24 protein-coding genes are annotated in these 23,435 nt (G+C 72.5%); 15 read left to right on the top strand and 9 right to left on the bottom strand.

Going from position 1 to position 23,435, the window contains the following annotated elements; genetic code table 11:
* The first annotated feature begins 77 nt into the window (after window positions 1-77).
* The 6 genes from P1V51_00275 (at window position 78) to P1V51_00250 (ending at window position 5,808) form a co-directional block, all read left to right on the top strand.
* Complete coding sequence (locus tag P1V51_00275; protein MDF1561445.1) at window positions 78-371, top strand: hypothetical protein; 294 nt, start codon at window positions 78-80, stop codon at window positions 369-371.
* A gap of 78 nt (window positions 372-449) precedes the next feature.
* The gene (locus P1V51_00270) at window positions 450-950 is read left to right on the top strand and encodes a TIGR04222 domain-containing membrane protein (protein ID MDF1561444.1); all 501 of its coding nucleotides are present in this window, start codon (window positions 450-452) and stop codon (window positions 948-950) included.
* Window positions 950-2,029 carry a radical SAM protein gene (locus P1V51_00265; GenBank protein MDF1561443.1) on the top strand — a complete coding sequence of 360 codons (1,080 nt, stop codon included), beginning with the start codon at window positions 950-952 and terminating at the stop codon, window positions 2,027-2,029. Before P1V51_00270 ends, P1V51_00265 begins: the two co-directional genes overlap by 1 nt.
* Window positions 2,030-2,098: 69 nt before the next feature.
* Window positions 2,099-2,677 (top strand): ECF-type sigma factor, encoded by a 579-nt coding sequence (locus P1V51_00260; GenBank protein MDF1561442.1) that lies wholly within the window; start codon window positions 2,099-2,101, stop codon window positions 2,675-2,677.
* 795 nt (window positions 2,678-3,472) lie between these two features.
* On the top strand, window positions 3,473-4,762 hold the full coding sequence (locus P1V51_00255) for a hypothetical protein (protein ID MDF1561441.1): 1,290 nt from the start codon (window positions 3,473-3,475) through the stop codon (window positions 4,760-4,762).
* 68 nt (window positions 4,763-4,830) lie between these two features.
* Window positions 4,831-5,808, top strand: coding sequence for an Nramp family divalent metal transporter (locus tag P1V51_00250; protein MDF1561440.1), 978 nt, complete (start codon window positions 4,831-4,833; stop codon window positions 5,806-5,808).
* On the opposite strand, the gene P1V51_00245 is transcribed toward P1V51_00250, so the two are convergent.
* Window positions 5,751-6,656: a diguanylate cyclase gene (locus P1V51_00245; GenBank protein ID MDF1561439.1), complete on the bottom strand. Its 906-nt coding sequence runs from the start codon at window positions 6,654-6,656 to the stop codon at window positions 5,751-5,753. The two genes, P1V51_00250 and P1V51_00245, sit on opposite strands and share 58 nt — an antisense overlap.
* A gap of 112 nt (window positions 6,657-6,768) precedes the next feature.
* Between P1V51_00245 and P1V51_00240 the strand changes: the two genes are divergently transcribed.
* Window positions 6,769-7,314: a DUF4395 domain-containing protein gene (locus P1V51_00240; GenBank protein MDF1561438.1), complete on the top strand. Its 546-nt coding sequence runs from the start codon at window positions 6,769-6,771 to the stop codon at window positions 7,312-7,314.
* Between the two features lie 7 nt (window positions 7,315-7,321).
* On the opposite strand, the gene P1V51_00235 is transcribed toward P1V51_00240, so the two are convergent.
* Window positions 7,322-8,173 (bottom strand): PilZ domain-containing protein, encoded by an 852-nt coding sequence (locus P1V51_00235; GenBank protein MDF1561437.1) that lies wholly within the window; start codon window positions 8,171-8,173, stop codon window positions 7,322-7,324.
* Window positions 8,170-8,574, bottom strand: a complete 405-nt coding sequence (locus P1V51_00230) for a response regulator (GenBank protein ID MDF1561436.1) — start codon at window positions 8,572-8,574, stop codon at window positions 8,170-8,172. The genes P1V51_00235 and P1V51_00230 overlap by 4 nt, the downstream gene beginning before the upstream one ends.
* 117 nt (window positions 8,575-8,691) lie before the next feature.
* Between P1V51_00230 and P1V51_00225 the strand changes: the two genes are divergently transcribed.
* Complete coding sequence (locus P1V51_00225; protein MDF1561435.1) at window positions 8,692-9,342, top strand: prepilin-type N-terminal cleavage/methylation domain-containing protein; 651 nt, start codon at window positions 8,692-8,694, stop codon at window positions 9,340-9,342.
* Window positions 9,343-9,354: 12 nt separating this feature from the next.
* Here the strand turns inward: P1V51_00225 and P1V51_00220 are convergent, their stop codons facing one another.
* Both P1V51_00220 and P1V51_00215 read right to left on the bottom strand, forming a co-directional pair.
* Window positions 9,355-9,831 carry a cyclic nucleotide-binding domain-containing protein gene (locus P1V51_00220; GenBank protein MDF1561434.1) on the bottom strand — a complete coding sequence of 159 codons (477 nt, stop codon included), beginning with the start codon at window positions 9,829-9,831 and terminating at the stop codon, window positions 9,355-9,357.
* 12 nt (window positions 9,832-9,843) lie between these two features.
* Window positions 9,844-11,580, bottom strand: a complete 1,737-nt coding sequence (locus tag P1V51_00215) for a formate--tetrahydrofolate ligase (GenBank protein ID MDF1561433.1) — start codon at window positions 11,578-11,580, stop codon at window positions 9,844-9,846.
* Window positions 11,581-11,640: 60 nt separating this feature from the next.
* Here P1V51_00215 and P1V51_00210 point away from each other — a divergent pair, with 60 nt between their 5' ends.
* Window positions 11,641-13,704 (top strand): MYXO-CTERM sorting domain-containing protein, encoded by a 2,064-nt coding sequence (locus P1V51_00210; GenBank protein ID MDF1561432.1) that lies wholly within the window; start codon window positions 11,641-11,643, stop codon window positions 13,702-13,704.
* Window positions 13,705-13,774: 70 nt separating this feature from the next.
* On the opposite strand, the gene P1V51_00205 is transcribed toward P1V51_00210, so the two are convergent.
* Entirely contained in the window at window positions 13,775-15,574 is a 1,800-nt protein-coding gene (locus P1V51_00205) for a hypothetical protein (GenBank protein ID MDF1561431.1), read from the bottom strand.
* A 180-nt stretch (window positions 15,575-15,754) separates the two neighbouring features.
* On the opposite strand from P1V51_00205, the gene P1V51_00200 reads away from it, so the two are divergent.
* The 3 genes from P1V51_00200 to P1V51_00190 are packed head-to-tail and all read left to right on the top strand — an operon-like array spanning window position 15,755 to window position 18,561.
* Window positions 15,755-16,477 (top strand): ceramidase domain-containing protein, encoded by a 723-nt coding sequence (locus tag P1V51_00200; protein MDF1561430.1) that lies wholly within the window; start codon window positions 15,755-15,757, stop codon window positions 16,475-16,477.
* The gene (locus P1V51_00195; GenBank protein ID MDF1561429.1) at window positions 16,474-17,913 is read left to right on the top strand and encodes a hypothetical protein; all 1,440 of its coding nucleotides are present in this window, start codon (window positions 16,474-16,476) and stop codon (window positions 17,911-17,913) included. Before P1V51_00200 ends, P1V51_00195 begins: the two co-directional genes overlap by 4 nt.
* A 3-nt stretch (window positions 17,914-17,916) precedes the next feature.
* Window positions 17,917-18,561 (top strand): L-2-amino-thiazoline-4-carboxylic acid hydrolase, encoded by a 645-nt coding sequence (locus P1V51_00190; protein MDF1561428.1) that lies wholly within the window; start codon window positions 17,917-17,919, stop codon window positions 18,559-18,561.
* Here the strand turns inward: P1V51_00190 and P1V51_00185 are convergent.
* Together P1V51_00185 and P1V51_00180 are read right to left on the bottom strand one after the other, a co-directional pair.
* On the bottom strand, window positions 18,513-18,884 hold the full coding sequence (locus P1V51_00185; protein MDF1561427.1) for a hypothetical protein: 372 nt from the start codon (window positions 18,882-18,884) through the stop codon (window positions 18,513-18,515). The two genes, P1V51_00190 and P1V51_00185, sit on opposite strands and share 49 nt — an antisense overlap.
* Window positions 18,881-19,549, bottom strand: a complete 669-nt coding sequence (locus P1V51_00180) for an O-methyltransferase (protein ID MDF1561426.1) — start codon at window positions 19,547-19,549, stop codon at window positions 18,881-18,883. The genes P1V51_00185 and P1V51_00180 overlap by 4 nt, the downstream gene beginning before the upstream one ends.
* Before the next feature lie 62 nt (window positions 19,550-19,611).
* On the opposite strand from P1V51_00180, the gene P1V51_00175 reads away from it, so the two are divergent.
* The 3 genes from P1V51_00175 to P1V51_00165 all read left to right on the top strand — a co-directional run bounded on the left by P1V51_00175 (window position 19,612) and on the right by P1V51_00165 (window position 22,022).
* Window positions 19,612-20,373: a class I SAM-dependent methyltransferase gene (locus P1V51_00175; protein MDF1561425.1), complete on the top strand. Its 762-nt coding sequence runs from the start codon at window positions 19,612-19,614 to the stop codon at window positions 20,371-20,373.
* Window positions 20,374-20,583: 210 nt separating this feature from the next.
* Window positions 20,584-21,168 carry a peptide deformylase gene (locus P1V51_00170; protein ID MDF1561424.1) on the top strand — a complete coding sequence of 195 codons (585 nt, stop codon included), beginning with the start codon at window positions 20,584-20,586 and terminating at the stop codon, window positions 21,166-21,168.
* Entirely contained in the window at window positions 21,165-22,022 is an 858-nt protein-coding gene (locus tag P1V51_00165) for a DUF4846 domain-containing protein (GenBank protein ID MDF1561423.1), read from the top strand. The genes P1V51_00170 and P1V51_00165 overlap by 4 nt, the downstream gene beginning before the upstream one ends.
* A gap of 126 nt (window positions 22,023-22,148) precedes the next feature.
* Here P1V51_00165 and P1V51_00160 read toward each other — a convergent pair whose 3' ends face one another.
* Window positions 22,149-23,426, bottom strand: a complete 1,278-nt coding sequence (locus tag P1V51_00160; GenBank protein ID MDF1561422.1) for a hypothetical protein — start codon at window positions 23,424-23,426, stop codon at window positions 22,149-22,151.
* Window positions 23,427-23,435: the final 9 nt, after the last annotated feature.

The following is a 23,435-nucleotide window of genomic DNA, read 5'->3' as shown; positions in this document are numbered from 1 at the left end:
TGGCCAAGTTGTCAACCGCTTCTTCCTACGGATTTCCGGGAGAGCTCGCGCAGGTCTCTTCGAAAGGAGAGACCACGATGCTGGAGCTCATTCGTTCGATACCGGGACCGACCTTCCTCCTCGTCTACCTGGGCCTGGTGGCCCTCGCGCTGGGGATCAACCGGATCCTCCACTGGTGGGACGGCACCGAGGACCTGCCGCTGCCCCCGGCCGAGGGGCTGAGCGCCGAGGCGATCGCCTACCTGGGGGGTGGGTGGCAGGCGGTGGTCCGCGCCGTCTTCTACCGGATGGTCGAGCGGGGTCAGCTCGAGATCAGCGAGGACGGCGAGCAGACCCGGGTGATCCCCGGCGGGCCGCGCCCCTCCCCCTAGATCGAGCAGGACCTGGTCGACCTCATCGAGGACGGGATCGAGGGGCCCGGCGCCCTGCTCTCGAGCGCCCACCTCGAGCTGCGGGTGGAGGACACCCTCTCGAGGGTCCGCGAGGACCTCGTGGAGCGCCGGCTGCTGCAGAGCGCGGCGGACGAGCAGCGGGCGGCCTGGATCACCTACCTGCCGATGACGGTCTGCCTGCTCCTCGGGTCGATCAAGGCGCTCCTCGGCCTGACGCTCGACCGGCCGATGGGCATCCTCCCCTTCCTCCTGGCGGGGACCGCCTACCTCTTCGCCGGGATCCTGCGGCCCACCTCCGGGAAGGCGACCACCCTGGGCCGCCGGCTGCTGAAGCACCTGAGGGAGGAGCTACGCTGGATGAGCGCCAGCTCCTCCATCGACTGGGCGAGCGCGGGCGTCGATCCGGCGCTGGCGGTGGCGGTCCACGGGGTCGGCCTCCTCGCGGTGGGCGCCTCGGTGCAGGCGGCCTTCGCCGTCAGCGTGAACGGGGGTGGGGGCTGCGGAGGTGGCTGCGGCGGGGGCTGCGGCGGCTGCGGCGGCTGTGGGGGGTGCGGCTGATGTGCAACCACGACTACAAGTCCGGCCTCCTCCTCCAGTGGCACCTCACCGAGCGCTGCAACCTGCGCTGCCACCACTGCTACCAGGAGGGCTACCGCGGCGAGGAGCTCCCCTACCGGGACCTGCTGCGGATCCTGGAGCAGTACCACGAGCTGCTCACCCGCTACGGAGAGGAGCGCGGGCAGCCGGAGCTGCGAGGCCACGTCACCCTCACCGGCGGCGAGCCCTTCGCCCGCAAGGATCTCCTCGAGCTCTGCGAGGAGCTGGCCCGTCACCGCCACCGGCACTCCTGGGCTCTCCTCACCAACGACACCCTCATCGACGAGGAGCGGGCAGCGCGCCTCCGGGCCCTCCGGCCGAGCTTCGTGCAGGTGAGCATCGAGGGGAGCCGGAAGGTCCACGACGAGATCCGGGGCAAGGGGAGTCACGCGCAGAGCGTCGGGGGCATCCGCCACCTGCTCGGACACGGGATCCGGGTCTTCCTCTCCTTCACCGCCCACTCGGGGAACCTGGGGGAGTTCCGGAAGGTCGCGCGGCTGGGGCAGCGGCTGGGGGTCGATCGGGTCTGGGCCGACCGGCTCATCCCCGAGGGGCAGGGAAGCGTCGGCGGGCTCCGCAGCCCCGCCCCCGAGGAGACCCGCCGCTTCCTCCGATCGATGCGGCGAACGCAGGAGCTCATGCGAAAGAGCTGGCTGATCTTCCCGCCCGAGATCGCCATGCACCGCACGCTGCAGTTCCTGGAGGGCGGCGAGCGTCCCTACCGCTGCACGGCGGGCAAGAGCCTGCTGACCGTGCTGCCCGACGGCACCCTCGTCCCCTGCCGCCGGATGCCCCTGCCGGTGGGGAACCTGCGCTCCCGGAGCATGACGGAGCTCTACTACCAGAGCCCGCTCCTGCGGGAGCTGCGGGAGCCGGAGCGCAACGCCGAGGGCTGCGAGGGCTGCCTCCACGCCAGGGTCTGCGGCGGCGGCCTGCGCTGCCTCTCCCAGGCCGCCCACGGCAGCCCCTACCACGCCGACCCCGGCTGCTGGCGGGCGCGACCGAGCCGCGCCGGGAGGCCCCTGCGTGTCGTCGCCTGATCCGGCGCGCCGGCGCCGAGGCCGGGCTACCGCTCCCGCCCCCGACGGGGTAATCGGGGGGGGCGGGCGATGGGGGAGAGCAGCAGACGAGGCGAGATCGAGCGCTTGCTGGCGGCCATCCGCGGCGGCGACCAGAAGGCGAAGGGCGAGCTCTTCGCGCTGGTCTCGGACGAGCTGAAGCGGATGGCGGGCAACCTCATGCGCCGGGAGCGGGAGGGGCACACCCTCCAGCCCACGGCCCTGGTGCACGAGGCCTACCTGCGGGTCTTCGTGAAGGCGCCCCTGCCGGTGATCGATCGCGCCTACTTCTTCGCCACCCAGGCCCGGGCCATGCGGCAGATCCTCATCGATCACGCCCGCAAGCGAGCGGCGGGCAAGCGCCCCGACGCCCGGGATCGGGTCCCCTTCGACGGAGTGCTGCAGGCCCTGGAGAGCAGCCTGCGCTTCTCGGTCTTCGATCTGGCTGAGGCGATGGACACCCTGAAGGCCCTGAGCCCGCGTCAGCACGAGGTGGTCACCCTGCGCTTCTTCGGCGGTCTGAAGTGGAGCGAGATCGCCGAGGCCCTCGAGGTCTCGGTCTCCTCCTGCGAGGAGGACTGGCAGGTCGCCCGGGCCTGGCTCCACCGCCAGCTCAAGGGGACGCCATGAGCCCCGAGCGCTGGCAGGAGGTCTGCGATCGCTTCGCCGGGCTGCTCGAGCTCGAGCCGCCCGAGCGGGCCGAGGCCCTCGCGGCCCTGCGCCGGGACGAGGGCGAGCTCGCCGCCGAGGTCGAGGCCCTCCTCGTCAGCCACGGGGAGGCGACGGCCGAGGCCTTCCTCGAGCTGCCGGCCTGGGTACCCGAGGAGGTGCCCCTGACCCTCCCCGACTTCGGGGACTACGAGGGCATCGAGTACCTCGGCCACGGCGGGATGGGCGTGGTCTACCGGGCGCGACAGAAGAGCCTCGATCGCTTCGTGGCCCTGAAGATCAGCCTGCCCCACGTGCTCCGGGTCGCCGAGGAGCGCTTCTTCGCCGAGGCCGAGAACATGGCCCGGCTCCAGCACCCGAACATCATCCGGGTCCACGAGGTCGCCCTGCACGAGGACCGCCCCTACTTCACGATGGACCTCATCGACGGGGGGACGCTGGGCGACTGGCAGCAGCCCGAGGAGGGCGAGGTCCGTGAGCGGGTGGCCGTCGTCCGGGACGTCGCGCGGGCGGTCCACCACGCGCACCAGCGCGGCCTCCTCCACCGCGACCTGAAGCCGGACAACATCCTCCTGGGGCCCGCCGGCCGGCCCTACGTCACCGACTTCGGCCTGGCCAAGCGGGTGAGCGGCGAGGAGCAGCCCCTGGAGTCGCGCGCCACGAGCGGAGGGGTGGTGGGCACGGCGGCCTGGATGTCCCCCGAGCAGGCGGACCCCGAGCGGGAGGAGACCAGCCTCTCGGACGTCCACGGGCTCGGTGCGGTCCTCTACCACGCGCTCTGCGGCCGCCCGCCCCACCTGGGCGAGAGCCGCCGGGAGACCCTGGAGAAGGTTCGCGCAGAGCGGGCCCGCCTCGCCCTGCGAGGCGCACCCCGGGGTCGACGCCGACCTCGAGGCCATCTGCCTGAAGGCCCTCGCCCACGCGCCCGAGGATCGCTACCCCACGGCCGAGGACCTCGCCGACGATCTCGAGCGCTGGCTCGAGGGCGCGCAGCCGCACGCTCGCCTCTGGTCCTCCCGCGAGCGCCTGGCGGCCTGGCGCCGCCGCAACCCCCTGCTGGCGACGGCGAGCGCGCTGGCCCTGGCCTTCCTCACCCTCGCGGCGGTGCTGGTGACGCTCCAGGTCCTCGAGCTCGCGAGGGAGCCGGCGCACATCCAGCTCGACCTCGCCCGCCACCAGGCGGACACCGTGCGGATCCGCCTGCTGCAGTTCGCCAGCGCCGCCGACGCCGCGGCCGGGACGCCCGGGCTGGGCGCGGCGCTCGCCGCGGGAGACCTCGAGGAGGTCCAGCGCCTGACGGTGATCGCCGGCGCTCGCCTCAACGACCTCGACGGAGAGTCCCCCTTCGAGAGCTGGTGGCTGGTGGACCGCAAGGGGGCCCTGGTCGCGCGCTGGCCCCACCGCCTCGAGGCCCACGAGGGCTGGGACTTCAGCCGGCGGGACTACGTCCTCGGCGCGCTGGCCTGCGCCTCGGCGCCCACCTCTCGCTGCCTCTGCCAGCCCCGGGGCGACGGGGCCTGCGCCTACGCCTCGAAGGTGCTCTATGGCCTGACCTCGCGTCAGTACAAGCTCGGGATCGCCCGGGCCGTCCTCCACGAGGGCGTGCCGGTCGGCGTCATCGTGGCCGGGGTCCTCGCCAGCCAGGGCCTGCGCCTGCCGCAGACCGAGCCGAGCGACTCGGCGACGGGCGTCATCGTCCGGGTCGACCCCACCCAGGTGGGCGACGAGCCGGCCGAGCCGCCGGACTGGGTGCTGCTCTTCCACCCGGCCTTCGGGCTGGACGATCAGCCCCTGGCCCACCCGGCGCGGTGGGAGGGCGCCCCCGGCCTCGGCGTCGACGAGCGCTACCGGGATCCCGCCGCCGACGCCGACCCCGCCTTCGGAGGCGCCTGGTTGGCGGCCTTCGTCCCGGTCGAGGGCACCGACGTCGTGGTCGTCGCTCAGCGCCGCCGCGCTCCCCGCAGCCGCCTGGGGATCTGGACCGGCGTGGGGGCCTCCTCCTTCCTCCTCCTCCTCCTCGTCCGTGGCCTGCGCCGCCGGCGCTGAAGAAAGCGCTACGGGTTTCCAGGGGGGCGCCCGCAGGTACCAGCGAAACCGGATCGCGGGAGGACGACATGAGAGAGAAGCTGGGAATCCTGACCCTCATCGGCCCCGGGCTGCTGGTCGCGGCGACCGGGGTGGGCGCCGGAGATCTCGCCACGGCGAGCTTCACCGGCAGCGAGCTGGGCACGGCCATCCTCTGGGCGGTGGTGGTGGGCGCCGCCCTGAAGTTCGTCCTCAACGAGGGCCTCGCCCGCTGGCAGCTCGCCACCGGAGAGACGGCCCTCGAGGGCGCCATCACCCGCTTCGGCCGCGGGGTGGGCTGGGTCTTCCTGGCCTACCTGCTGCTCTGGTCCTTCTTCGTCGGCTCGGCCCTGATGAGCGCCTGCGGGGTGACCCTCCACGCGCTCTTCCCGGTCTTCGAGAGCGCGGCCGCCGGCAAGGTGGTCTTCGGCGTCGCCTCCAGCCTCCTCGGCCTGCTGCTGGTGTGGCGAGGCGGCTTCGCCCTCTTCGAGAAGGTGATGGGCGTGACCATCGGGGTGATGTTCGTGATCGTCCTCTTCACCGCCGGGCGCCTCTGGCCGGGGACCGGCGAGGTGCTCGAGGGGCTCCTCCTGCCCTCGATCCCTCGCTTCGACGACGGGGGCCTCGCCTGGACGGTGGCGCTGCTGGGCGGGGTCGGGGGGACGGTGACCATCCTCTGCTACGGCTACTGGATCCGGGAGAAGGGCCGCACCGAGGCGGACCTGAAGCTCTGCCGCCTCGATCTCGCGGTGGGCTACGGCGCGACGGCCCTCTTCGGGATCGCGATGGTGATCATCGGCAGCACCCTCGAGCTCTCCGGGAGCGGCTCGGGCCTCCTGGTCGCCCTCTCCCAGAAGCTCGCCTGGCGGCTCTGCACCGGCCGCGGGAAGGGGACCATCGACGTCGAGGGGCGCCCCTATCGCCTCTACCTCCTGGCCCTCACGCTCCTGCCTATGCGGCGCCCCGGGCTTCAGTCCTCGGCGCGGCCGCCCACGACCTGGTTCCGCCCGGCGGCCTTGGCCCGGTAGAGGGCCTGATCGGCGGCGTCGACGAGGGTGGAGGGGTGCTTGTCCTCGAGGCTGGAGAGCGAGGCGACGCCGGCGCTCCAGGTGAGGGGCAGCTCCTTGCCCCCACAGATGCAGGGCGCCTCGACCAGGGCCTGGCGCATACGGTCGACGGCGTGGACGGCGTCCTCCAGGCCGGTCTCGGGGAGGACGACGATGAACTCCTCGCCACCCCAGCGGGCGACGGTGTCGGCCCGCCGCAGGCCCTGAGTGAGCAGGGAGCCCACGTGGACGAGGGCGCGGTCGCCGACCGAGTGAGAGTGGGTGTCGTTGACCTGCTTGAAGTGGTCGACGTCGATCAGGGCCACCGAGAGGTCGCGCTCGTAGCGGATCGCCCGGGAGATCTCGTCCTCGAGCCGGTAGTCGAGCGCCCGGCGGTTCAGCAGCCCGGTGAGCGAGTCGTGCATCGCCAGGGTCCGCAGCTCGTCGTGGAGCGCCTTGATCCGCAGGGCCGAGGAGAGGCGGGCGTGGAGCTCGAGGGTGTCCGGCGGCTTGTGGAGGAAGTCGACGGCGCCGGCGGAGAGGGCCTCCCGGATCCGGGCCGGGTCCTCGTCGGAGGTGATCATCAGCACCGGGATCCAACGGTAGCGGGGGTGGGCCATCCACTCCCGCAGGAGGTCGATGCCGCTGGTCCCCGGCAGGTGCCAGTCGAGGAGGACCGCGTCGATGTCGTCGTTGGCGGCCAGGGCCTCCCGGGCCGCCTCCACCTCGATGGCCTCGGTGACGAAGAAGCCCAGGGTCTCGAGCTCCAGACGGAGCACGGCCCGCACACTGGCCGAGTCGTCGACGAGGAGTACGTGTCTACCGGGCATCGCTTCTCTTGGGTGCCTCGGCTGAAACAAAAGGATTCACGGGCGACCTCGGGGCGGACAAGACCGCCGAAAGGAGGGCATGATGGAAACCGTACCCCAACCGGACCTTTCCATGCACGACCATCCCGAGTTCCATACCTTCCTGAGCCGGCCCTGGTGGCGACAGGGTCAGGAGCTGCCCGGATCAAGTGTGGCCCGGGTCAACGAGACCGCCACCCGGGCCCGGGCCGGGCTGCTCAACGCCCTCTCGGCCACGACCATCGGGCTGTTGATCTTCGCCCCCGAGCTCGACCCGGTGATCTACGTGGGCCCCTACGTGATCTTCGACATGTTCACGGCGGCCGCCTTCGGCCTGACGCCCTTCCCTCCCACGGGCATCGTCGGGACGGTGGCGACCTTCCGCTTCCGGCCGACCTGGAAGCCCGCGGCCCCCAAGCGCTTCGCCTGGATCCTCGGGGGCTCCCTCGGGGTGGTCTGCCTGACGATGCGCCTCCTCGACTTCGCCACCGTCTGGCTGATCTCGGTGGTGGCGATCTGCTTCGTGCTGACCTGGCTGGAGGCGACCCTCGGCTTCTGCGTCGGCTGCTGGATGCACTCCAAGCTCATCGGCTGCGAGGAGTGCGACGTGCCCTACCGGCGGGAGGCGATCCAGCCCTGAAGGGGCCTCACTCGCTCTCGGTGGCGGCCGCGCGGGCCCGCTCCAGCAGGCGCTGGAGCCGGAAGCGGTGCGCCGAGCTGGTCTCGATGAAGCGGACCCCGAGGTGCTGGCCTCCGGAGGCGGTGTCCCGGCTCCAGGCGACCCGGGCGCAGGCGGCGAGCTCTCCCCCCTCGCCGTCCTCGAAGCGGATCTCGAGGAGGTTGCCCCGCGGGAGCGTCACGGTGGTCTCGAGGGCCAGGCCCACCTCGCTCAGGTTCACGACCCTCGCCTCGACGGGGTCCCTGCCGAGGGGATGGACCATGGCGCCGAGGTCCACCGGGACCCGGCGGGCGCTCCGCCGGTCGTCCTGGTGGAGCCAGCTGCGGTTACCCCCGCTCTCCCGCGCCGCGTCGAGGGCCTCGACGGCGCTCTCCCACAGGGCCCCCGCCTCTTTGGCGTCTCCGGGGTAGGCGGCCAGGCCGAAGCTCACGGTCCAGTCGGCGGCCTCGCCGGGGAGATCGGTGAAGAGCTCCGGCACGCGGGGCCGCAGGCGCTCGGCGACCCTGAGGGCCTCGTCCTTGGGCGTGCCCGGGAGGACCAGCCCGAAGCGCCCGGAGTGGCCGCCGAAGGCCTGATCGCTGGCCCGGATGCAGGTCTCGATCCGGCCGGCGAGGCGCCGGACCGCCTCGCCCCACACCTCGACGGGGAGCTCTTGCGGGCGCGAGGGGCAGCCGTCGAACTCGAGGACCACCAGGGTCAACACGTCCAGGGTCCGCTCGGTGCGGACGAGATCTCGCTCGAGGGTGCGCATGAGCTGGCTCAGGGGGACCAGGCTGCTCTCGGGATCCAGGAAGCTCGGGGCTCCGTCGTCGTGGTTCATGCATCGCCTCGCTGATTGAGCATCCGGGAGATCGTGTGGAGGAGGGTGCTGTCGTCCGCCGACTTCTGGACGTAGCCCGCCGCCCCGGTCGACTCGACCAGGTGCTTCAGGTGCTCCTCGGGCTCGGAGGAGTAGAAGAGGATCCGCGCGGCGCCGCTGCGGTTCTTGTCCGCGACGGTCTCGGCCACCCACTCCCCGGTGAGTCCGGGCATCCTCACGTCGAGGAGCACCAGATCGATCTTCTCCCGGAAGATGAGCGCCGGGACCAGGATCGGGTTCTCGCAGGTGGTGACCTCGTAGCCCGCGTCCTTGAGGAGGTGAGAGACCAGCGCGAGGATCGTCCGGCAGTCGTCGACCACCAGGCTCCGCGGCTTGGCCCGAGTCTGGTTGAGAGTCGTCAAGCTCTTCCCCCTTGGCTCCCCGAGCGTGCCGTCAAAAGGGGCCATCGCGCAAGCCAGAACCTGCCTAAGTTGCGAATCCTCGGCCTCATCCGTTAGCCTGGGGAAGTGCAAGGGAAGATGGGTCGGAAGTTCCCGGGGAGTGGATTCACCCTCATCGAGCTCATGATCGTGGTGGCCATCATCGGCCTCCTCGCCGCCATCGCGATCCCGAACTTCGTTCGGTTCCAGGCCAAGGCCCGACAGTCCGAGGCCAAGAGCAACCTCAAGGCGCTCTTCTCGGCCGAGAAGGCCTATTACACCGAGTTCGACGAGTACACCTCCAAGATCCTGATCGTGGGCTTCAGCCCCGAGCGGCCGAACCGCTTCGCCTTCTACTCGGGGACCGCCGCGAACTCGGTCGATCGCACCGATCCCGTGGGCTCCGAGGTCGCGGCCAGCAACGCCGAGTACGTCTCGGTGGACACCTTCAAGTTCGCCACGGCCAACCCGAACCCCGGCTGGGGCAGCATGCCCTCGGTGACCTGGCAGTCGCCGGTGGGGACCATGACGACCCTGCCGGGCGTCCAGGACGAGGGGCTCTGCCCCGTCTGCGGCTTCACCGCCGTGGCCGCGGGGAACCTCGACGACGACTCGAACGTGGACACCTGGTTCATCTCCACCGAGGACGGCACGACCGGCGGCACCTGCCCCACCGGCCGGATCGGGGAGGAGGCGTCCGCCCCCGGCGGCGAGCCCTTCAACACCTACAACGACGTGAACTGCCCCTAGGGGCCGTCCACCTCAGCCGTGGGAGATCAGGCCCTCGCGGGTCTGGCTTCCGAGCTGCGCCCGCGCCGCCGCCAGCCGCTCGGCCAGCAGGAGGGTGAGGCGCCGCAGGATGCGCAGGCCCACCGCGGGCTCGGCCTCCAGGGCCTTCATCAGGTCGGGGACGTCGAGCTCGATGAACTCGGTCGCCTCCAGGCAGACGCCGCTGACCGAGTGGACGCCCTCGCCCTCCAGCATCGCCGAGACGCCGATGACCTCGCCGGGCCTCCCCGCGGCCATGGTGGTCTCCGCCTTGCCGACCCGGGCCTTCTGCCGGAGGGAGACCAGGCCGTCGATCACGACGTAGAGGGTCCGGCTCCGCTCGCCGGCCTTGAAGATCGCCTCCCCCGCCGCCGCGCTGCCGCGGCGGGCGACGCCCGCGAGCAGGGCTTGCTCCTGCTCGTCGAGGGCGCCGAAGAAGGGGGCGCTCGCCAGCTCTTCCCTGGTGATCATGGAATCGTCCTCCTAGAAGAGACCCTGGATCTTTCCGGTCTCGAGATCGATGTCGACGCCCTCGAAGGCGGGGCGTGAGGGCAGCCCGGGCATGGTCCGCATCGTGCCGCACAAGGGGTAGAGGAAGCCGGCGCCGACGCTGGCCCGGATGTCGCGGACCGGCAGCCGGAAGTCCTTCGGCACGCCCTTCCAGGTGGGCTCGTGGCTGATGGAGAGGTGGGTCTTGGCCATGCAGATCGGCAGGTTGTCGTAGCCCAGCCGGGTGTAGAGCTTCAGCTTCTTGTTGGCCTCGTCCATGAAGTCCACGCCGCTGGCGCCGTAGATCTTGGTGGCGATCACCTCGATCTTGTCGCGGATGGGGATGTCGAGGGGGTAGAGGAACTCGAAGTTCTTGGGCTCCTCGCAGGCGGCCACCACGGCCTCGGCCAGCTCGACGGCGCCGGCGCCGCCCTTGGCCCAGTGATCGGTCATCACCGCGGCCCGGGCGCCCGCCTCGGTGGCCATCCTCGAGAGCAACGCGATCTCGGCGTCGGTGTCCGCGCCGAAGCGGTTCACCGCGACCACCACCGGCACCCCGAAGCGGCGGGCGATCTTGATGTGGGCCACCAGGTTGGCGCAGCCCGCCTCGAGGCCCGGGAGGTTCTCCTCGACGAGCTCGGGGGGCAGGGCCTTGCCGGCGATCACCTTGCCGACGCCGCCGTGCATCTTCAGGGCGCGGATCGTGGCCACGATCACCACGCAGTCCGGGGTCAGCCCGCTCGCCCGGCACTTGATGTCCATGAACTTCTCCATGCCGATGTCGGCGCCGAAGCCCGACTCGGTGACGACGTAGTCGCCGAGCCGCAGGGCGATCTGGTCGGCGACCACGCTGGAGTTGCCGTGGGCGATGTTGGCGAAGGGGCCGGCGTGGACCAGGGCGGGGGTGTGCTCCAGGGTCTGGAGCAGGGTGGGCATCAGGGCGTCCTTGAGGAGGACCGCCATCGCGCCGGCGACCTTCAGGTCCTCGGCCGTCACCGGCTCCCGCTTGAAGGTGGTCCCGACCACGATCCGCCCGAGGCGCTCGCGCAGGTCCTTGAGGCTGGTGGCGAGGGCCAGGATGGCCATCACCTCCGAGGCCACCGCGATGTCGAACATCGCCTCCCGGGGGCTGCCGTTCTCCTTGCCGCCGAGGCCGACGATCACCCTGCGCAGGGCGCGATCGTTGAGATCGACCACCCGGGGCCAGGTGACAGAGTAGGGGTCGAGGCCCAGCTTGTTGCCATGGGTCAGGTGGTTGTCGATCGCCGCTGCCAGCAGGTTGTGGGCTGCGCTGACGGCGTGGATGTCACCGGTGAGGTGGAGGTTGAAGTCCTCCATCGGGATGACCTGACTGTAGCCGCCGCCGGCGGCGCCCCCCTTGATGCCGAAGGTCGGCCCCATGCTGGGCTGCCGGATCGTGGTGAAGACCTTGTGGCCCAGCCGGCCGAGGCCCTGGGAGAGGCCGATGGCGGTGGTGGTCTTCCCCTCGCCCAGCGGCGTGGGGGTGATGGCCGTGACGTCGATGTACTTGCCCAGGGGGCGATCGGCGAAGCGCTCGCGCACGTCGAGGTGCACCTTGGCCTTGTGGCGGCCGTAGAGCTCGAGGTCGTCCGCCTCGAGGCCGACCGCCTCGGCCACCTGCTGGATGGGGAGGAGGGGGGCCTCCTGGGCGATCTCGAGATCGCTGGGGACCGGGTCACGGGGCTCTCGATAGCTTCCTGGCGTGCTCATCGCCGGGGACTCTACGAGAGCAGGTGCTGGATGATCTAGACTCCCTGGAGGAGGGGAACCATGAACGCGAAGTCGCTCTGGAAGGTCTCTGCCCTGATCGCGATCGCCTTGTTCCTATCGTTCGGGCCCGGTGAGGCGCGCGCCTACGACCGGTACAGCCAGAACAAGGACGCCACCAACTGCCGTGCCTGCCATGGTGACTTCCGCTCCAACAGCTACACCTCCAGCACCGACGGGCAGAGCTGGGGCAACAATCATGTGATCCACCGCGCGGACATGCTCGGTGGTGACTGCGACACCTGCCACGGGCCGAGTCGCTTCCCGGTGCTGCTGAACAGCTCGAACGGCGGCGCGGGGCTGCTGGCCATCGCCTGCGTGGGCTGCCACGGGCGGGAGGAGGACAACACCTCCTCCAACCCGGACTTCCCCTCCTACGGGGGCCGCGGAGCCGGGCTGCGTCAGCACCACTACCGCAAGGGGACCACCGTCTGCGCCAGCTGCCACCAGGACGCCAACCCGGTCAACTACACCCCCGTGGGGGAGGAGATCTCACCGCCCTACTACGCCAGCCCCGGCACCGGTCACCCCTCGATCCCCACCGATCCCTGCAACCTCGACGGGAGCGAGGACTTCGCTGGCCTCACCGAGGGCCTCGACAACGACGGGGACGACGTCTACGACGGCGCCGATCCGGACTGCTCCACGGCGGTCTGCGGCAACGGCAGCGTCGAGGGGACGGAGGCCTGCGACGACGGGGGCGAGTCGGCCACCTGCGACGCCGACTGCACCGCCGTGGTCTGCGACGACGGCACCCTGAACACCACGGCCGGGGAGACCTGCGATCCCATCTCGAGCTGCCCGGGCACCTGCGACGACGGCAACGTCTGCACCAGCGACAGCCAGACCGGCAGCGCGGCCACCTGTGACCTGGCCTGCACCAACGCCCCGATCACGACCTGCACCGGCGGCGACGGCTGCTGCGCCCCGGGCTGCAACCCGGGCAACGACTCCGACTGCGCCAGTGGGGGCTGCGGCAACGGCTTCGTCGACGCCGGCGAGGACTGCGACGAGGGCGGCCAGACCGCCACCTGTGACGCCGACTGCACCTTCGTGGCCTGCGACGACGGCACCCTGAACACCGCGGCCGGGGAGACCTGCGATCCGCTCGCCATCTGCCCTTCGACCTGCGACGACGGCGACGCCTGCACCACCGACCAGCAGGCGGGCGATCCCTCCACCTGTGACATGGCCTGCACCCACGCCTCGATCACGGCGTGCACCAACGGCGACGGCTGCTGTGCGCCCGGCTGCACCTGGCAGAACGACGACGACTGCGGCAGCGCGCCGGTCTGCGGCAACGGGGTCGTCGAGGGGAGCGAGATCTGCGACGGGAACTGCCCCACGACCTGCGACGACGCGGACGCCTGCACCATCGACAGCCAGACCGGTGAGTTCTCCACCTGTGACCTGGTCTGCGTCAACGCCCGGATCAGCGCCTGCATCGGAGGCGACGGCTGCTGCCCCGGCGGCTGCGCGGCAGCGGGCGACTCGGACTGCGCCTCGCCCGCCACCTGCGGCAACGGGGTGGTCGAGGCCGGCGAGACCTGCGACGGGGACTGCCCGGCGACCTGCGACGACGGCGACGTCTGCACCACCGACGCCATGACCGGCTCCTCCGAGACCTGCGATCTCGCCTGCCGGAACGACGCCATCGGCGCCTGCACCTCGGGGGACGGCTGCTGCGCGCCGGGGTGCACCTCAGCCAACGACAGCGACTGCGCGGCGCAGACCTGCGGCAACGGGATCGTCGAGGGCGGCGAGACCTGCGACGGGGACTGCCCGGCGTCCTGTGACGACGGCGACGCCTGCACCGCCGACGCGGCCTTCGGCTCGGCCGCGAGCTGCGATCTGCTCTGCACGCGCAGCGCCATCACCGCCTGCGTCCCGGACGACGGCTGCTGCCCCGCGGGCTGCGAGGAGCATGACAGCGACTGCGGCGCCGAGCCGCCCGAGGAGGGCGAGGGCTGCGACTGCGGCAGCACCGGCGAGGGCCGGCCCGGCCTCCTCGGCCTCGCGCTGATCGGTGGCCTGCTGGCCCTGCGCACCCGCCGCCGGCGGGGCTGAGGTCGCCGCGCGCCGCGGACCCCCGCTCACCCCTCGGGGTCGGCGGGGGGCGCCGCAGGCCGACTCCGGATCAGGGGCAGGCGCGGTTGCAGGCGAAGAGCGTGCCGTCGCCGTAGCAGTCCACCGGAGTGAAGTTGTTGCCCTGGCTGTCCCGGCAGCGGTCGAAGCTGCAGTTGGTGGTCGGCACGCTCCCGCAGTTGAGCAGGCAGCCGCCGTCGCTCTCGCAGCGGACGCCGGTGCAGCTGCCGGTGGTGATGTTCGCGCAGTCGTAGTCGCAGGTGGCCTGATCGTGGCAGTGCGCATCGCAGCTGGTCGGGCCGGTGCAGGTGGAGCTGCAGGTGGCGCTGTCCCGGCACTCGAGGTTGCAGGTGTTGCCGGAGTTCTCGCAGAGGACGGCGCAGGTGGAGCTGCCGAAGCACTCGGGGGAGCAGTTGCCCGCGGTGCCCGAGCAGTTCATCGTGCAGTCGGCGCCGTCGAGGCAGAAGGGGCTGCAGTTGTTCTGGCTGGTGCAGTCGTAGTCGCAGGTGCAGCCGCTCGAGCAGGAGGGGTTGCAGCTCGCGGCGCAGGTCTCGGAGCATGTCCCCCCGGCGCAGCTGGTGCAGACCGCGCAGTCGGCGGCGCAGTTGGTGGCGTCCTCGCCGGCGTCGCAGGTGCCGTCCGCGTTGCAGACGCAGTCGGTCGGGCAGGAGAGGGAGGTCTCGGTGGGGTCGCAGGCGCCGTCGGTGTTGCAGGTGGCGCAGTCGGCCGGGCACGAGGCGAAGGTCTCGGTGGGGTCGCAGGTGCCGTCGGCGTCGCAGGTCGAGCAGTCGGCGGGGCAGGAGGCGAAGGTCTCGGTGGGGTCGCAGGCGCCGTCGGTGTTGCAGGTCGAGCAGTCGGCGGGGCAGGAGGCGAAGGTCTCGGTGGGGTCGCAGGTGCCGTCGGTGTTGCAGGTGGCGCAGTCGGCCGGGCACGAGGCGAAGTCCTCGGTGGGGTCGCAGGTGCCGTCGGCGTCGCAGGTCGAGCAGTCGGCGGGGCAGGAGGCGAAGGTCTCGGTGGGGTCGCAGGCGCCGTCGGTGTTGCAGGTCGAGCAGTCGGCGGGGCAGGAGGCGAAGGTCTCGGTGGGGTCGCAGGTGCCGTCGCCGCAGTTCGCCCCGCCGCAGTCGGCGGGGCAGGAGGTGGCGTCCTCGCTGCCGGTGCAGGAGCCGTCGCCGCAGACCGAGCAGTCGGCGGGGCAGCTCGCGAGGGTCTCGGCCCCCGAGCAGCAGCCGTCGCTGCAGGAGTCGATGATGCAGTCGCCCGGGCAGGAGCAGGGGTCCTCGCCCACGCCACAGATGCTGTCCCCGCAGGAGGGGGGGGCGCAGTCGGCGGGGCAGGTGGTGGCGGTCTCGCCCTCACCGGCGCAGCAGAGGTCGTCGCCGCAGGTCCCGGGGCCGCCGCAGTCGGCGGGGCAGGAGCAGGTGTCCTCGCTGGCCGCGTCGCAGGTGCCGTCGCCGCAGCTGGCCGTCGCCGTGAGGCTGACGCTGGCCTCGCGGATCACGGACTGGACCAGGGGGACCGTGGTCGAGGCGCTCGCGACGACCGAGCCGCCGGAGAGCCCCTCGACCGTGATGATGAGGTTCTCGCCGGCGAGGGCCTCGTCTACCAGGATCACGACGCTGTCGCTGCCCGCCTCGAGGGGCGTGGGATCCTCGGGGAAGACGCCGGAGGGGAAGGCCGCGACGCCGGGGCTACTCTCGAGCTCACCGAGGAAGCGCAGCTGATCGAGGCCCAGGGCCTGCTCGTAGTCGACGGTCACCCGGACGCCGGTGACCGTGTCATCCACCTTGGTGCCGCAGGTGCAGCCACCCAGGACCATCAGCAGCAGGGTGACGAGGCCGATCTTCGCTCGCATGGTGCGCTCCTCCTCTCCCTCCGGAAGAGCCTCTCGCGAGGTGGGGCGAGGCTGCCGGAGGGAACACCCGGAATCATAGCGGATCGATGGGGGCGCGCGCGAAGACCCCCCGTGCGTCGCGAAGAAGGTAGGATGCCGCGGGCAGGCGAATGCGCCGCCGACCGCACGAGGAGCTCCACCATGATGACCGTCCCCCCCCTGCCCGAAGGCTGCCCCTGGGCCGACTGGACGCCGCCGAACATCGACTGGTGCGAGGAGAACCTCTGCGCGTGGGTGGTGAACCCGGCGGGTACCTGGTCGAACCTCGCCTACGTCCTCTTCGGCCTCTGGATGACCTACAGCCTGCGGCGGCACCCGGATCCCCTGCTGCGGGCCTTCGGGCCGGTGGCGATCGTCGTGGGGCTCCTCTCGGGGATCTTCCACGCCTCCTACACCTTCTTCTTCCAGTTCTTCGACTTCGTCGCGATGTTCCTCTTCGCCTTCCTCCCCCTCGTGCTCAACCTGCGCCGCCTCGGCGCGGTGAGCAGCCAGCGGGGGATGCGCTGGTACCTCGGGGGCGTGATCGGGATGAGCGCGCTCGTGCCCGTGGGCTTCGCCCTCGAGCTGCCGATCCAGATGCTGGTCTTCGTCCTGATCCTCGTGATCGTCGGGCAGGAGGTCTACCTGCGGGTGAAGAAGCTGCCGGCCACCGCGCTGGGCCTCTTCGTCGTCGGCCTGATCCTCCTGGGCGCCGGCGCGACCTTCTCGGCCCTCGACCTCTCGCGGGTCTACTGCGACCCCACCGATCACGTCTTCCAGGGCCACGCCTACTGGCACATCCTCACGGCCACCTCCCTCTGGGTGATGAGCATCTTCTACGGGCGGCAGCCCGTGGGCGGGGGCCCGGGGGAAGCCGTGGGGTGAGGACCCCCGCTGCCAGGGTCCTCCTCGCGCTCTTCGCGGGAGCGCTGCTCGGCGGGGTGGCCTGCGGCTCCCGTCAGGCGCCCCTGGCCGCGCCGCCGCCGCCGCCGGAGATCCCCTCCCCCCGGGACGAGGTCCTCGCCTACGAGGACGTGGCGCCGAAGCGGGAGCCCTCCCTGCCGCGCTCGGTGCGCCTCCCCGCGCCCGAGCAAGTGCCCCTCGGCGAGGTGATCCACCCCCGCCACCTGCAAGAGGGCGATCGCGCCGGGCCCGACGCGCGGGCCGCCGCCGAGCTGTGGGACCTGGCCCAAGCGGCGCCGCAGCCCGGGGGGCCGCTGGAGGGGGCGCTGGTGGCCTGCCGGGCGGTGGGCCTCGACCCCAAGCACCGCTTCGACTGGTTCGGCAACCCCGAGATCCTGGTGGAGCTCCGCCTCGGCACCACGCCCCGGGCGATCCGCAGCAGCAAGACGGCGACCCGGATCTTCACCATCCCCGGCGTCCGCCTGAAGAAAGGGGAGAGCCTCCACCTGGAGATCTGGGATCGGGACCTCACCGACCGGGAGCTGATGGTGCGGCGGGAGCCGGTCTTCGACGGCGCCCTCCCCCTGAAGGTCCACGCCCCCCACGGCCGGCTGGAGTGCGCGGTGGTCCCCGCGGCCGAGGTCGAGCGCCGGGCGCAGGCCGCGGCGAGCCAGGTCGACACGGCCCTGGGCTGGCTGGAGGGGCGGGATCGCACCGAGGGGCCCGACGTGGACTTCGGGCTGCCCCGGGAGGCCCTCGGCGAGGTGCACCGGCCCCTCTGGTCGCTGGCGGCCTACCGGGGCTGGGATCACCCCGAGGTGCGGCCCCGCACCCGGCGCCTCGAGCACTGGCTCACCCGCTGGGACCTCGCGGCCAGCGCGCACGTCGTCGAGCTGCTGCGCCGCCTGCCCGCCACCGGCGAGTGGGTGGCGCCCGACCCGGCCTTCGCCCTGCGGGTGGAGCGCTGGCGCTGCGAGGTCCCCGATCGAGGCCGCTGCCCCTCGGGGATCGACTGCGACCGGGACTGCACGATCACCCTCGAGGTGGAGAACCGGGGTGAGGCGGCCTGGGTGCCCGACGGCTCCTACGACGGCCTCGGGAAGCTGGGGCTGCCCTGGGTCGCGCTCGAGGACGGCAGGACCCGCTCGGCCAGCCTCCGGCCCCTGCCTCGCCCGCTGCCCGAGCCGGAAGCAGGGGCCGCCGCCGAGGCCGCCGCCGCGCCTGCCGCCGCGCCCGCCCCGGGCGAGCGCCCGGCGAAGAAGCCGGGACCGCCCACGACCACCCGCCTGTCGCCGGGGGAGAAGGGTGAGGTCGAGGTGCGCTTCTCCCTGCAGCGCGGGCGGCGCCCGATGCCGCGCCTGCTCTGGTTCACCACCAGCGATCTCCTCCTGGCCCTCGTGCCGCTGCCCCAGCCCTAGCCCATGGACCTCGCCACCGATCTCGCCGTGAAGCGCGCGGCCATCCGGGGCCTGGCCCGGGAGGTGGGCCGGGGACGGGCGCTCCTCTGGCTGGGACGATCGCAGCTGACGCGCGATCCCCTGCGGGGCCTGCCGCCGGCCGACACGGCGGCCGAGCGCGACACCCGGGCCCAGCTCGGCCCGGCCCTGCGGGTCTACCGCTTCCTGCGGGGGCGGGTCGGCGAGGAGGAGGCCCTGCGGCTGACCCGCGCGATCGTGGTCGCCGCCGGAGAGGCCTTCCTCGAGCGCCGCACCGCGGGCCTGGAGCCCGGGCGCTGGCGAGCATTGAATGAGCAGGAGCGGCGCGCGCTCCTCGAGCAGGTCGGCGCGGGCTTCCCCAACGCGAGGCTGGAGGTGGAGCGGGTCGAGGCCGACCGGATCGCCTTCGGGATCACCGCCTGCCGCTTCGTCGAGCTCTGCGCCGAGCTCGGCGTGCCCGAGCTCTCGCCGGTCTTCTGCGCCGCGGACGACGCCTTCTTCGGCCGGGGGCCGGTGCGCCTCGAGCGGCCCACCCTGCTCTCCACCGGAGGGGCGCGCTGCGCCTTCGAGCTCTCCCTGCCTCAGGCGGAGGAGGGCGAGGCGGGCTCCCCGGGCGAGGGGTGGAAGTAGCCGCGCATCCGCTCCCCGAAGAGGAGGGCGGCGGCGACGAGGTGGAAGAGGGCGACCGCGCCGAGGATGATCGCCAGCCGCACGAAGGGCGCCTCGGTCTGCATCCGGACCATCACCAGCTGGAGGGTGGTGAGGATCCAGGAGACGAAGCCCAGGGTGAGGGCGGCCACCACGGCCCAGCGCACCGCCGGGTGCCGCAGGAAGAGCACGAAGGGGAAGACGCAGCAGGCGATCACCGCCCAGAGCATGCCCAGGCGCAGGAAGTGAGCGCCCATCAGCAGGCAGCAGAGGAAGGCGGGCAGGAGGCGGAGGACGGTCTTCACCGGGGGGCCTCCTCTCCCTCGCGCACGCCGACCCAGAGGCCGTCGCCGATGGGGACGATCACGCCGTGGAAGTCGGGGTCGGCGGCGAGCAGATCGTTGAAGGCGCGGATGGCCGCCACCCCCTCCGAGACCTCCCCCTCGCTGAAGAGGTCGCCGAAGGCGAAGGCGTTGTCGCAGAGGAGCAGGCCCCCGGGCTTCAGCAGGCGCCGCGCCTCCTCGAGGTAGCCGGCGTAGCCGGCCTTGTCGGCGTCGAGGAAGATCGCGTCCACGGTGCCGCTCGCGAAGGTGGGCAGGAGCTCGGCGCCACCGCCCTCGAGCACCTCGATGCGGTCGGCCACGTCCGAGCGGGAGACCCACTCCCGGGCGAAGGCCGCGTGGGCGGGCATCAGCTCCAGGGTGCGCAGGCGGCCGTCCGGCGGCAGCGCCCGGGCCATCGTGATGGCGGAGTAGCCGGCGAGGGTGCCGACCTCCACCACCTCCCGGGCGCGCGCCGAGCGCAGGAGGATCTGCATGAAGCTCGCCTGCTCCGGCGAGATCCAGATGGCGGGCAGGCCGGCCTCGCGGGCGGCCGCCTTGAGCGCGACGAGGAAGTCGTCGTCGCGCGTGGTGCGGGCGGCGAGGTAGTCGAAGTGGCGCTGGTCCACGTGGGTGCTGATCTCGGACATGGTCGAGGCATAACGTAGGCCCCGCTTGCCGGGGAGCCCCGCCGGGCGTTATCTCCCCCGCCATGAAGATCAGCGCGACCCTCTCCGCTCTCCTCCTCCTCCTATTCGGCGCGGCGTGCGCCCACGCTCAGGAGGCCGGGCACGGCGGGCACGCCGCCCACGCCAGCCACGCCGAGGTCGACGGCGACGCCGACCACAAGCCGCACGGCAGCGGTCACCATCGCTTCGACGACGCCGACGCCTGGGCGAAGACCTTCGAGAACCCCGAGCGCGACGCCTGGCAGCGGCCGGACGAGGTCCTCGCCGCCCTGGCGATCTCCGAGACGGCCGTGGCCGCCGACATCGGCTCCGCCACCGGCTACTTCCCGGTGCGCATGGCCCGCCTCGCCTCCGGCGGCCGGGTCTGGGGAGTGGACGTCGAGCCCGACATGGTGCGCTTCCTCAACGAGCGCGCCCGCAAGGAGGGCCTCGCCAACCTCTTCTCGATCCTCGGCACCTTCGAGAGCCCCCTGCTCCCCGAGCCGGTGGACCTGATCCTGATGGTGGACACCTACCACCACATCGAGGCGCGTCCGGCCTACTTCCGCCGCCTCCAGTCCAGCCTCAAGCCCGGCGGCCGGATCGCGATCGTCGACTTCAAGATGGGGGAGATCCCGGTGGGACCGCCCGAGAGCCGCCGCCTGGCCCCGGAGGTGATCGACGGGGAGATGCGCGAGGCCGGCTACACCCGGCTGACGCTGGACCAGGAGCTGCTGCCCTACCAGTACCTGGCGGTCTACGGCCTCGACGAGGGGCCGACCGAAAAGGCCCAGCCCGAGGAATAGGTGCCCGGGGTCGGAGGTTGACCGGTCAAACAGGGGCGGCGGGTCGGAACGGTTCCTCCCCCCCATGCCGGTTCCCCGGTTTCTCCCGACCCGCCCGCCCCACCTCTCCTCTCCTCGAGGCCCCCAGCCAGGGGGCCCAGCGGTGGCCCAGGACCGGATGGCGCTCTATAGTCTCGCTCCACCTTTTTTCCTGTCGGAGCACCGCCGCCCATGGCCCTGCGCGAGATCGTCATCTGGCCCGACCCGGTCCTCACCCGGGAAGCCGAAGCCGTGGACCCCTCCGAGTTCGGCGAGGACTTCGACGCCCTGCTCGAGGACATGATCGAGACCATGTACGACGCCGACGGCCTCGGCCTGGCCGCGCCGCAGATCGGGATCTCCAAGCAGATCTTCGTGGTCGACGTGCCGCAAGTGCCCCTCGACGACTACGAGGGGGAGGGCGAGGAGGAGCTCGAGGAGGAGCCGGAGGGTGAGGGCGCGCCGCGCACCGGGCCCCTGGTCTTCGTGAACCCCGAGTTCGTGGAGATGGAGGGCGAGGTCACCTTCGAGGAGGGCTGCCTCTCCCTGCCCGACCTGACGGTCGAGATGAAGCGGGCCGCCCGGGTGAAGGTGCGGGCCCTCGACGCCCACGGCGAGCCCTTCGAGGTGGACGCCGAGGGGCTCTACGCGATCGCCCTGCAGCACGAGCACGATCACCTCACCGGCAACCTGCTGGTCGAGCGGATCTCGCCGCTCAAGCGCAAGCTCTACAAGAAGAAGATGCTCAAGCTCAAAGCGGAGCAGGACGAGGAATGATCCTCCCGCGCCGTCTCGCCCCGGGGGCGGTGCTCCTGCTCCTGCTCCTGCCGGCGGGCAGCCTCGCCGCCGACGAGCGGCCCTTCGTCAGCGGTGCGGTCGAGGGCACCCTCGCCGAGGCGTTGCCGCTGCCCGCGGGCTTCACGCGGGTGCCGGTCGCGCCCGGTAGCTTCGGCGCCTTCCTCCGGGGGCTGCCGACCCGCCCCGCCGGGGCGAAGGTGATGCTCCACGACGGAAGCCCCAAGGGGCGGCAGGACGTGCAGTGGCGGGTGCTGGCGGTGGACGTCGGGAGCCGCGACCTGCAGCAGTGCGCCGACGCCGTGATGCGCCTGCGCGCCGAGTACCTGCGGCAGACCGGCCGGGCCGATCAGATCTGCTTCCGCTTCACCAGCGGCGACGCCGCGCGCTGGTCGGAGTGGCGGGCCGGGATGCGCCCCGAGGTGAAGGGCTCGCAGGTGAAGTGGAAGCGCACGGCGAAGCCCGACGCGGGCGAGGCCACCTTCCGCGGCTACCTGCAGCGGGTCTTCCTCTACGCCGGCTCGGCCTCCTTCGAGAAGGAGCTCCAGCCGGTCGCGGGCGACGCCATCGCGCCGGGCGACGTCCTCATCCGCGGCGGCCACCCGGGCCACGCCATGGTGGTGGTGGACCTGATCGAGGGGCCCGGCGGCGAGCGCCGCTTCGCCCTGGCCCAGTCCTACATGCCGGCCCAGGAGATCCACGTGGTCCGCGGCCCCTCCGGCGACTCCCCCTGGTTCCCGGTGCAGAAGAGCGGCGAGCTGAAGACCCCCGAGTGGGCCTTCACCCACGGCGACTTCCGCCGCTTCGGCGAGAGCTGCCCCGGGCGCGAGCCCTAGAGGGCGGCCAACGCAAGCTCGGGCAGAAGCGCGCGGAGGCGGCGCGCAGCCGGCGCAGCGCAGCGGCCCTTTGGTACCCCCGTCTCGAGCTGGGGGGTCCGGGGGGAGTGGAACTCCCCCCGATAGTCAGTAGACCGCAACGAGCTCGAGGTGCGGGAAGGCCTGGCGGGAGAGGGGCGCGAAGCAGCGCTCGACGCCGCCGTTGGCGTTCAGGTCGCAGCCCTGCACCCCGCCGATCCCGCCGATGCCCGCCATCGGGGCGACGGTCCAGGCCGGCGGCGTGACGGTGAAGCGGGTGCGGAACGCCCAGAGGCTCTCGATGGACTCGCCGGTGAGCCCGAGGCCCTCGCCCATCCGCGGCGGGCGCAGCGGCTCGGCCAGCGCCGTCTTCACCGAGGAGAGGGCCAGGCGATCGTAGGCCGGCCGGCCCGAGGGGGTCTCGATCTCCACCCGCAGCAGCGCGCCGTCCGGGGCCTGGCTCACCCGCACCAGCGCCAGCAGCTCGACGCCGCCGGCGCGGCCGTGGACCACGTCGCTCCAGAGATCGCGCAGGGCCGCCATGTCGCCCATCCCCCCCAGCGGGCGGGCGCCAGAGAGGGTCGTGTCGGGCGGCGCGCCGGGGCCGCCGCGCATCAGGGCGCTGTCCCGCTCGCCCTCACGGTAGGGGGAGCCGGAGAGGGCGTAGCGATCCGCGGTCTCGCGGTAGTCCTGCAGCCAGGCGCGCAGGGCGCCGCCCAGCCCCTTCTCGCCGGAGCGGCGATCGTAGACCGACCAGTCCGGCTCGAAGCTCGCCCGGAAGGTCTCACCCAGGGTGCGGAAGTAGGGGTCGATGAGGCCGATCTGCACCCGGTCGCGGGCCTGCAGCTCCCGCACGTAGGTGTGGACCCGCTTCTTGATCCGGGCGGCCTCCCCCGGCGGGGCGGGCTCCTCGACCCGGCCGGCGAGGCGAGCGAGGAGGGGGCCGGGGAGCAGGTCGATCGGGCCGTCGCCGCGCGCGGGGCCCAGTCGCTCCACCACGGGCGGGGCGGGCTCGGGGGCCACGGCGAGCTCGTCCGGGGCCGCGCTCTCGGCGGGCTCGGGGGCCAGGGTGACCCCCGCCGCGGCCGGCCGTGCGCGGGCAGGGCGGGGGGAGCGGGGCGCGGGCGCCGCCACCTCGGGGGCTGCCGGGGCCGGCGGGAGCATGGGCTCGGCCGGCGCGGTGAGCTCCGGGAGGGGCTCGGGGGGCTCGGGGGCCCGCAGCTCGATCTGCACCCGGCGGGGCGGGGCGCGCCGGTCGAGGCCGGCGTCGAGGGGGATCAGGAGGAGCAGGAGGTGGAGCAGGGCGGCGACGAGCAGAGGTCGCCCGAGCCGGGTCCGGCCTCGTCCTCGCTCGACTCCCTCACGGGCTGTGCCTCGCTCTCTCATCGCCTCTAC

This window comes from Deltaproteobacteria bacterium (assembly GCA_029210625.1).
Classification (GTDB): domain Bacteria; phylum Myxococcota; class Myxococcia; order SLRQ01; family SLRQ01; genus JARGFU01.
This window is presented reverse-complemented; position numbering and strand designations above follow the sequence as displayed.

Excerpts from the sequence above, each read along its gene's own strand:
- P1V51_00275 (MDF1561445.1), top strand. The coding sequence starts at position 78 with ATGCTGGAGCTCATTCGTTCGATACCGGGACCGACCTTCCTCCTCGTC.
- P1V51_00265 (MDF1561443.1), top strand. The coding sequence starts at position 950 with ATGTGCAACCACGACTACAAGTCCGGCCTCCTCCTCCAGTGGCACCTC.
- P1V51_00260 (MDF1561442.1), top strand. The coding sequence starts at position 2,099 with ATGGGGGAGAGCAGCAGACGAGGCGAGATCGAGCGCTTGCTGGCGGCC.
- P1V51_00250 (MDF1561440.1), top strand. The coding sequence starts at position 4,831 with ATGAGAGAGAAGCTGGGAATCCTGACCCTCATCGGCCCCGGGCTGCTG.
- P1V51_00245 (MDF1561439.1), bottom strand. The coding sequence starts at position 6,656 with ATGCCCGGTAGACACGTACTCCTCGTCGACGACTCGGCCAGTGTGCGG.
- P1V51_00240 (MDF1561438.1), top strand. The coding sequence starts at position 6,769 with ATGCACGACCATCCCGAGTTCCATACCTTCCTGAGCCGGCCCTGGTGG.
- P1V51_00235 (MDF1561437.1), bottom strand. The coding sequence starts at position 8,173 with ATGAACCACGACGACGGAGCCCCGAGCTTCCTGGATCCCGAGAGCAGC.
- P1V51_00225 (MDF1561435.1), top strand. The coding sequence starts at position 8,692 with ATGGGTCGGAAGTTCCCGGGGAGTGGATTCACCCTCATCGAGCTCATG.
- P1V51_00220 (MDF1561434.1), bottom strand. The coding sequence starts at position 9,831 with ATGATCACCAGGGAAGAGCTGGCGAGCGCCCCCTTCTTCGGCGCCCTC.
- P1V51_00215 (MDF1561433.1), bottom strand. The coding sequence starts at position 11,580 with ATGAGCACGCCAGGAAGCTATCGAGAGCCCCGTGACCCGGTCCCCAGC.
- P1V51_00210 (MDF1561432.1), top strand. The coding sequence starts at position 11,641 with ATGAACGCGAAGTCGCTCTGGAAGGTCTCTGCCCTGATCGCGATCGCC.
- P1V51_00205 (MDF1561431.1), bottom strand. The coding sequence starts at position 15,574 with ATGCGAGCGAAGATCGGCCTCGTCACCCTGCTGCTGATGGTCCTGGGT.
- P1V51_00200 (MDF1561430.1), top strand. The coding sequence starts at position 15,755 with ATGATGACCGTCCCCCCCCTGCCCGAAGGCTGCCCCTGGGCCGACTGG.
- P1V51_00190 (MDF1561428.1), top strand. The coding sequence starts at position 17,917 with ATGGACCTCGCCACCGATCTCGCCGTGAAGCGCGCGGCCATCCGGGGC.
- P1V51_00180 (MDF1561426.1), bottom strand. The coding sequence starts at position 19,549 with ATGTCCGAGATCAGCACCCACGTGGACCAGCGCCACTTCGACTACCTC.
- P1V51_00175 (MDF1561425.1), top strand. The coding sequence starts at position 19,612 with ATGAAGATCAGCGCGACCCTCTCCGCTCTCCTCCTCCTCCTATTCGGC.
- P1V51_00170 (MDF1561424.1), top strand. The coding sequence starts at position 20,584 with ATGGCCCTGCGCGAGATCGTCATCTGGCCCGACCCGGTCCTCACCCGG.
- P1V51_00165 (MDF1561423.1), top strand. The coding sequence starts at position 21,165 with ATGATCCTCCCGCGCCGTCTCGCCCCGGGGGCGGTGCTCCTGCTCCTG.
- P1V51_00160 (MDF1561422.1), bottom strand. The coding sequence starts at position 23,426 with ATGAGAGAGCGAGGCACAGCCCGTGAGGGAGTCGAGCGAGGACGAGGC.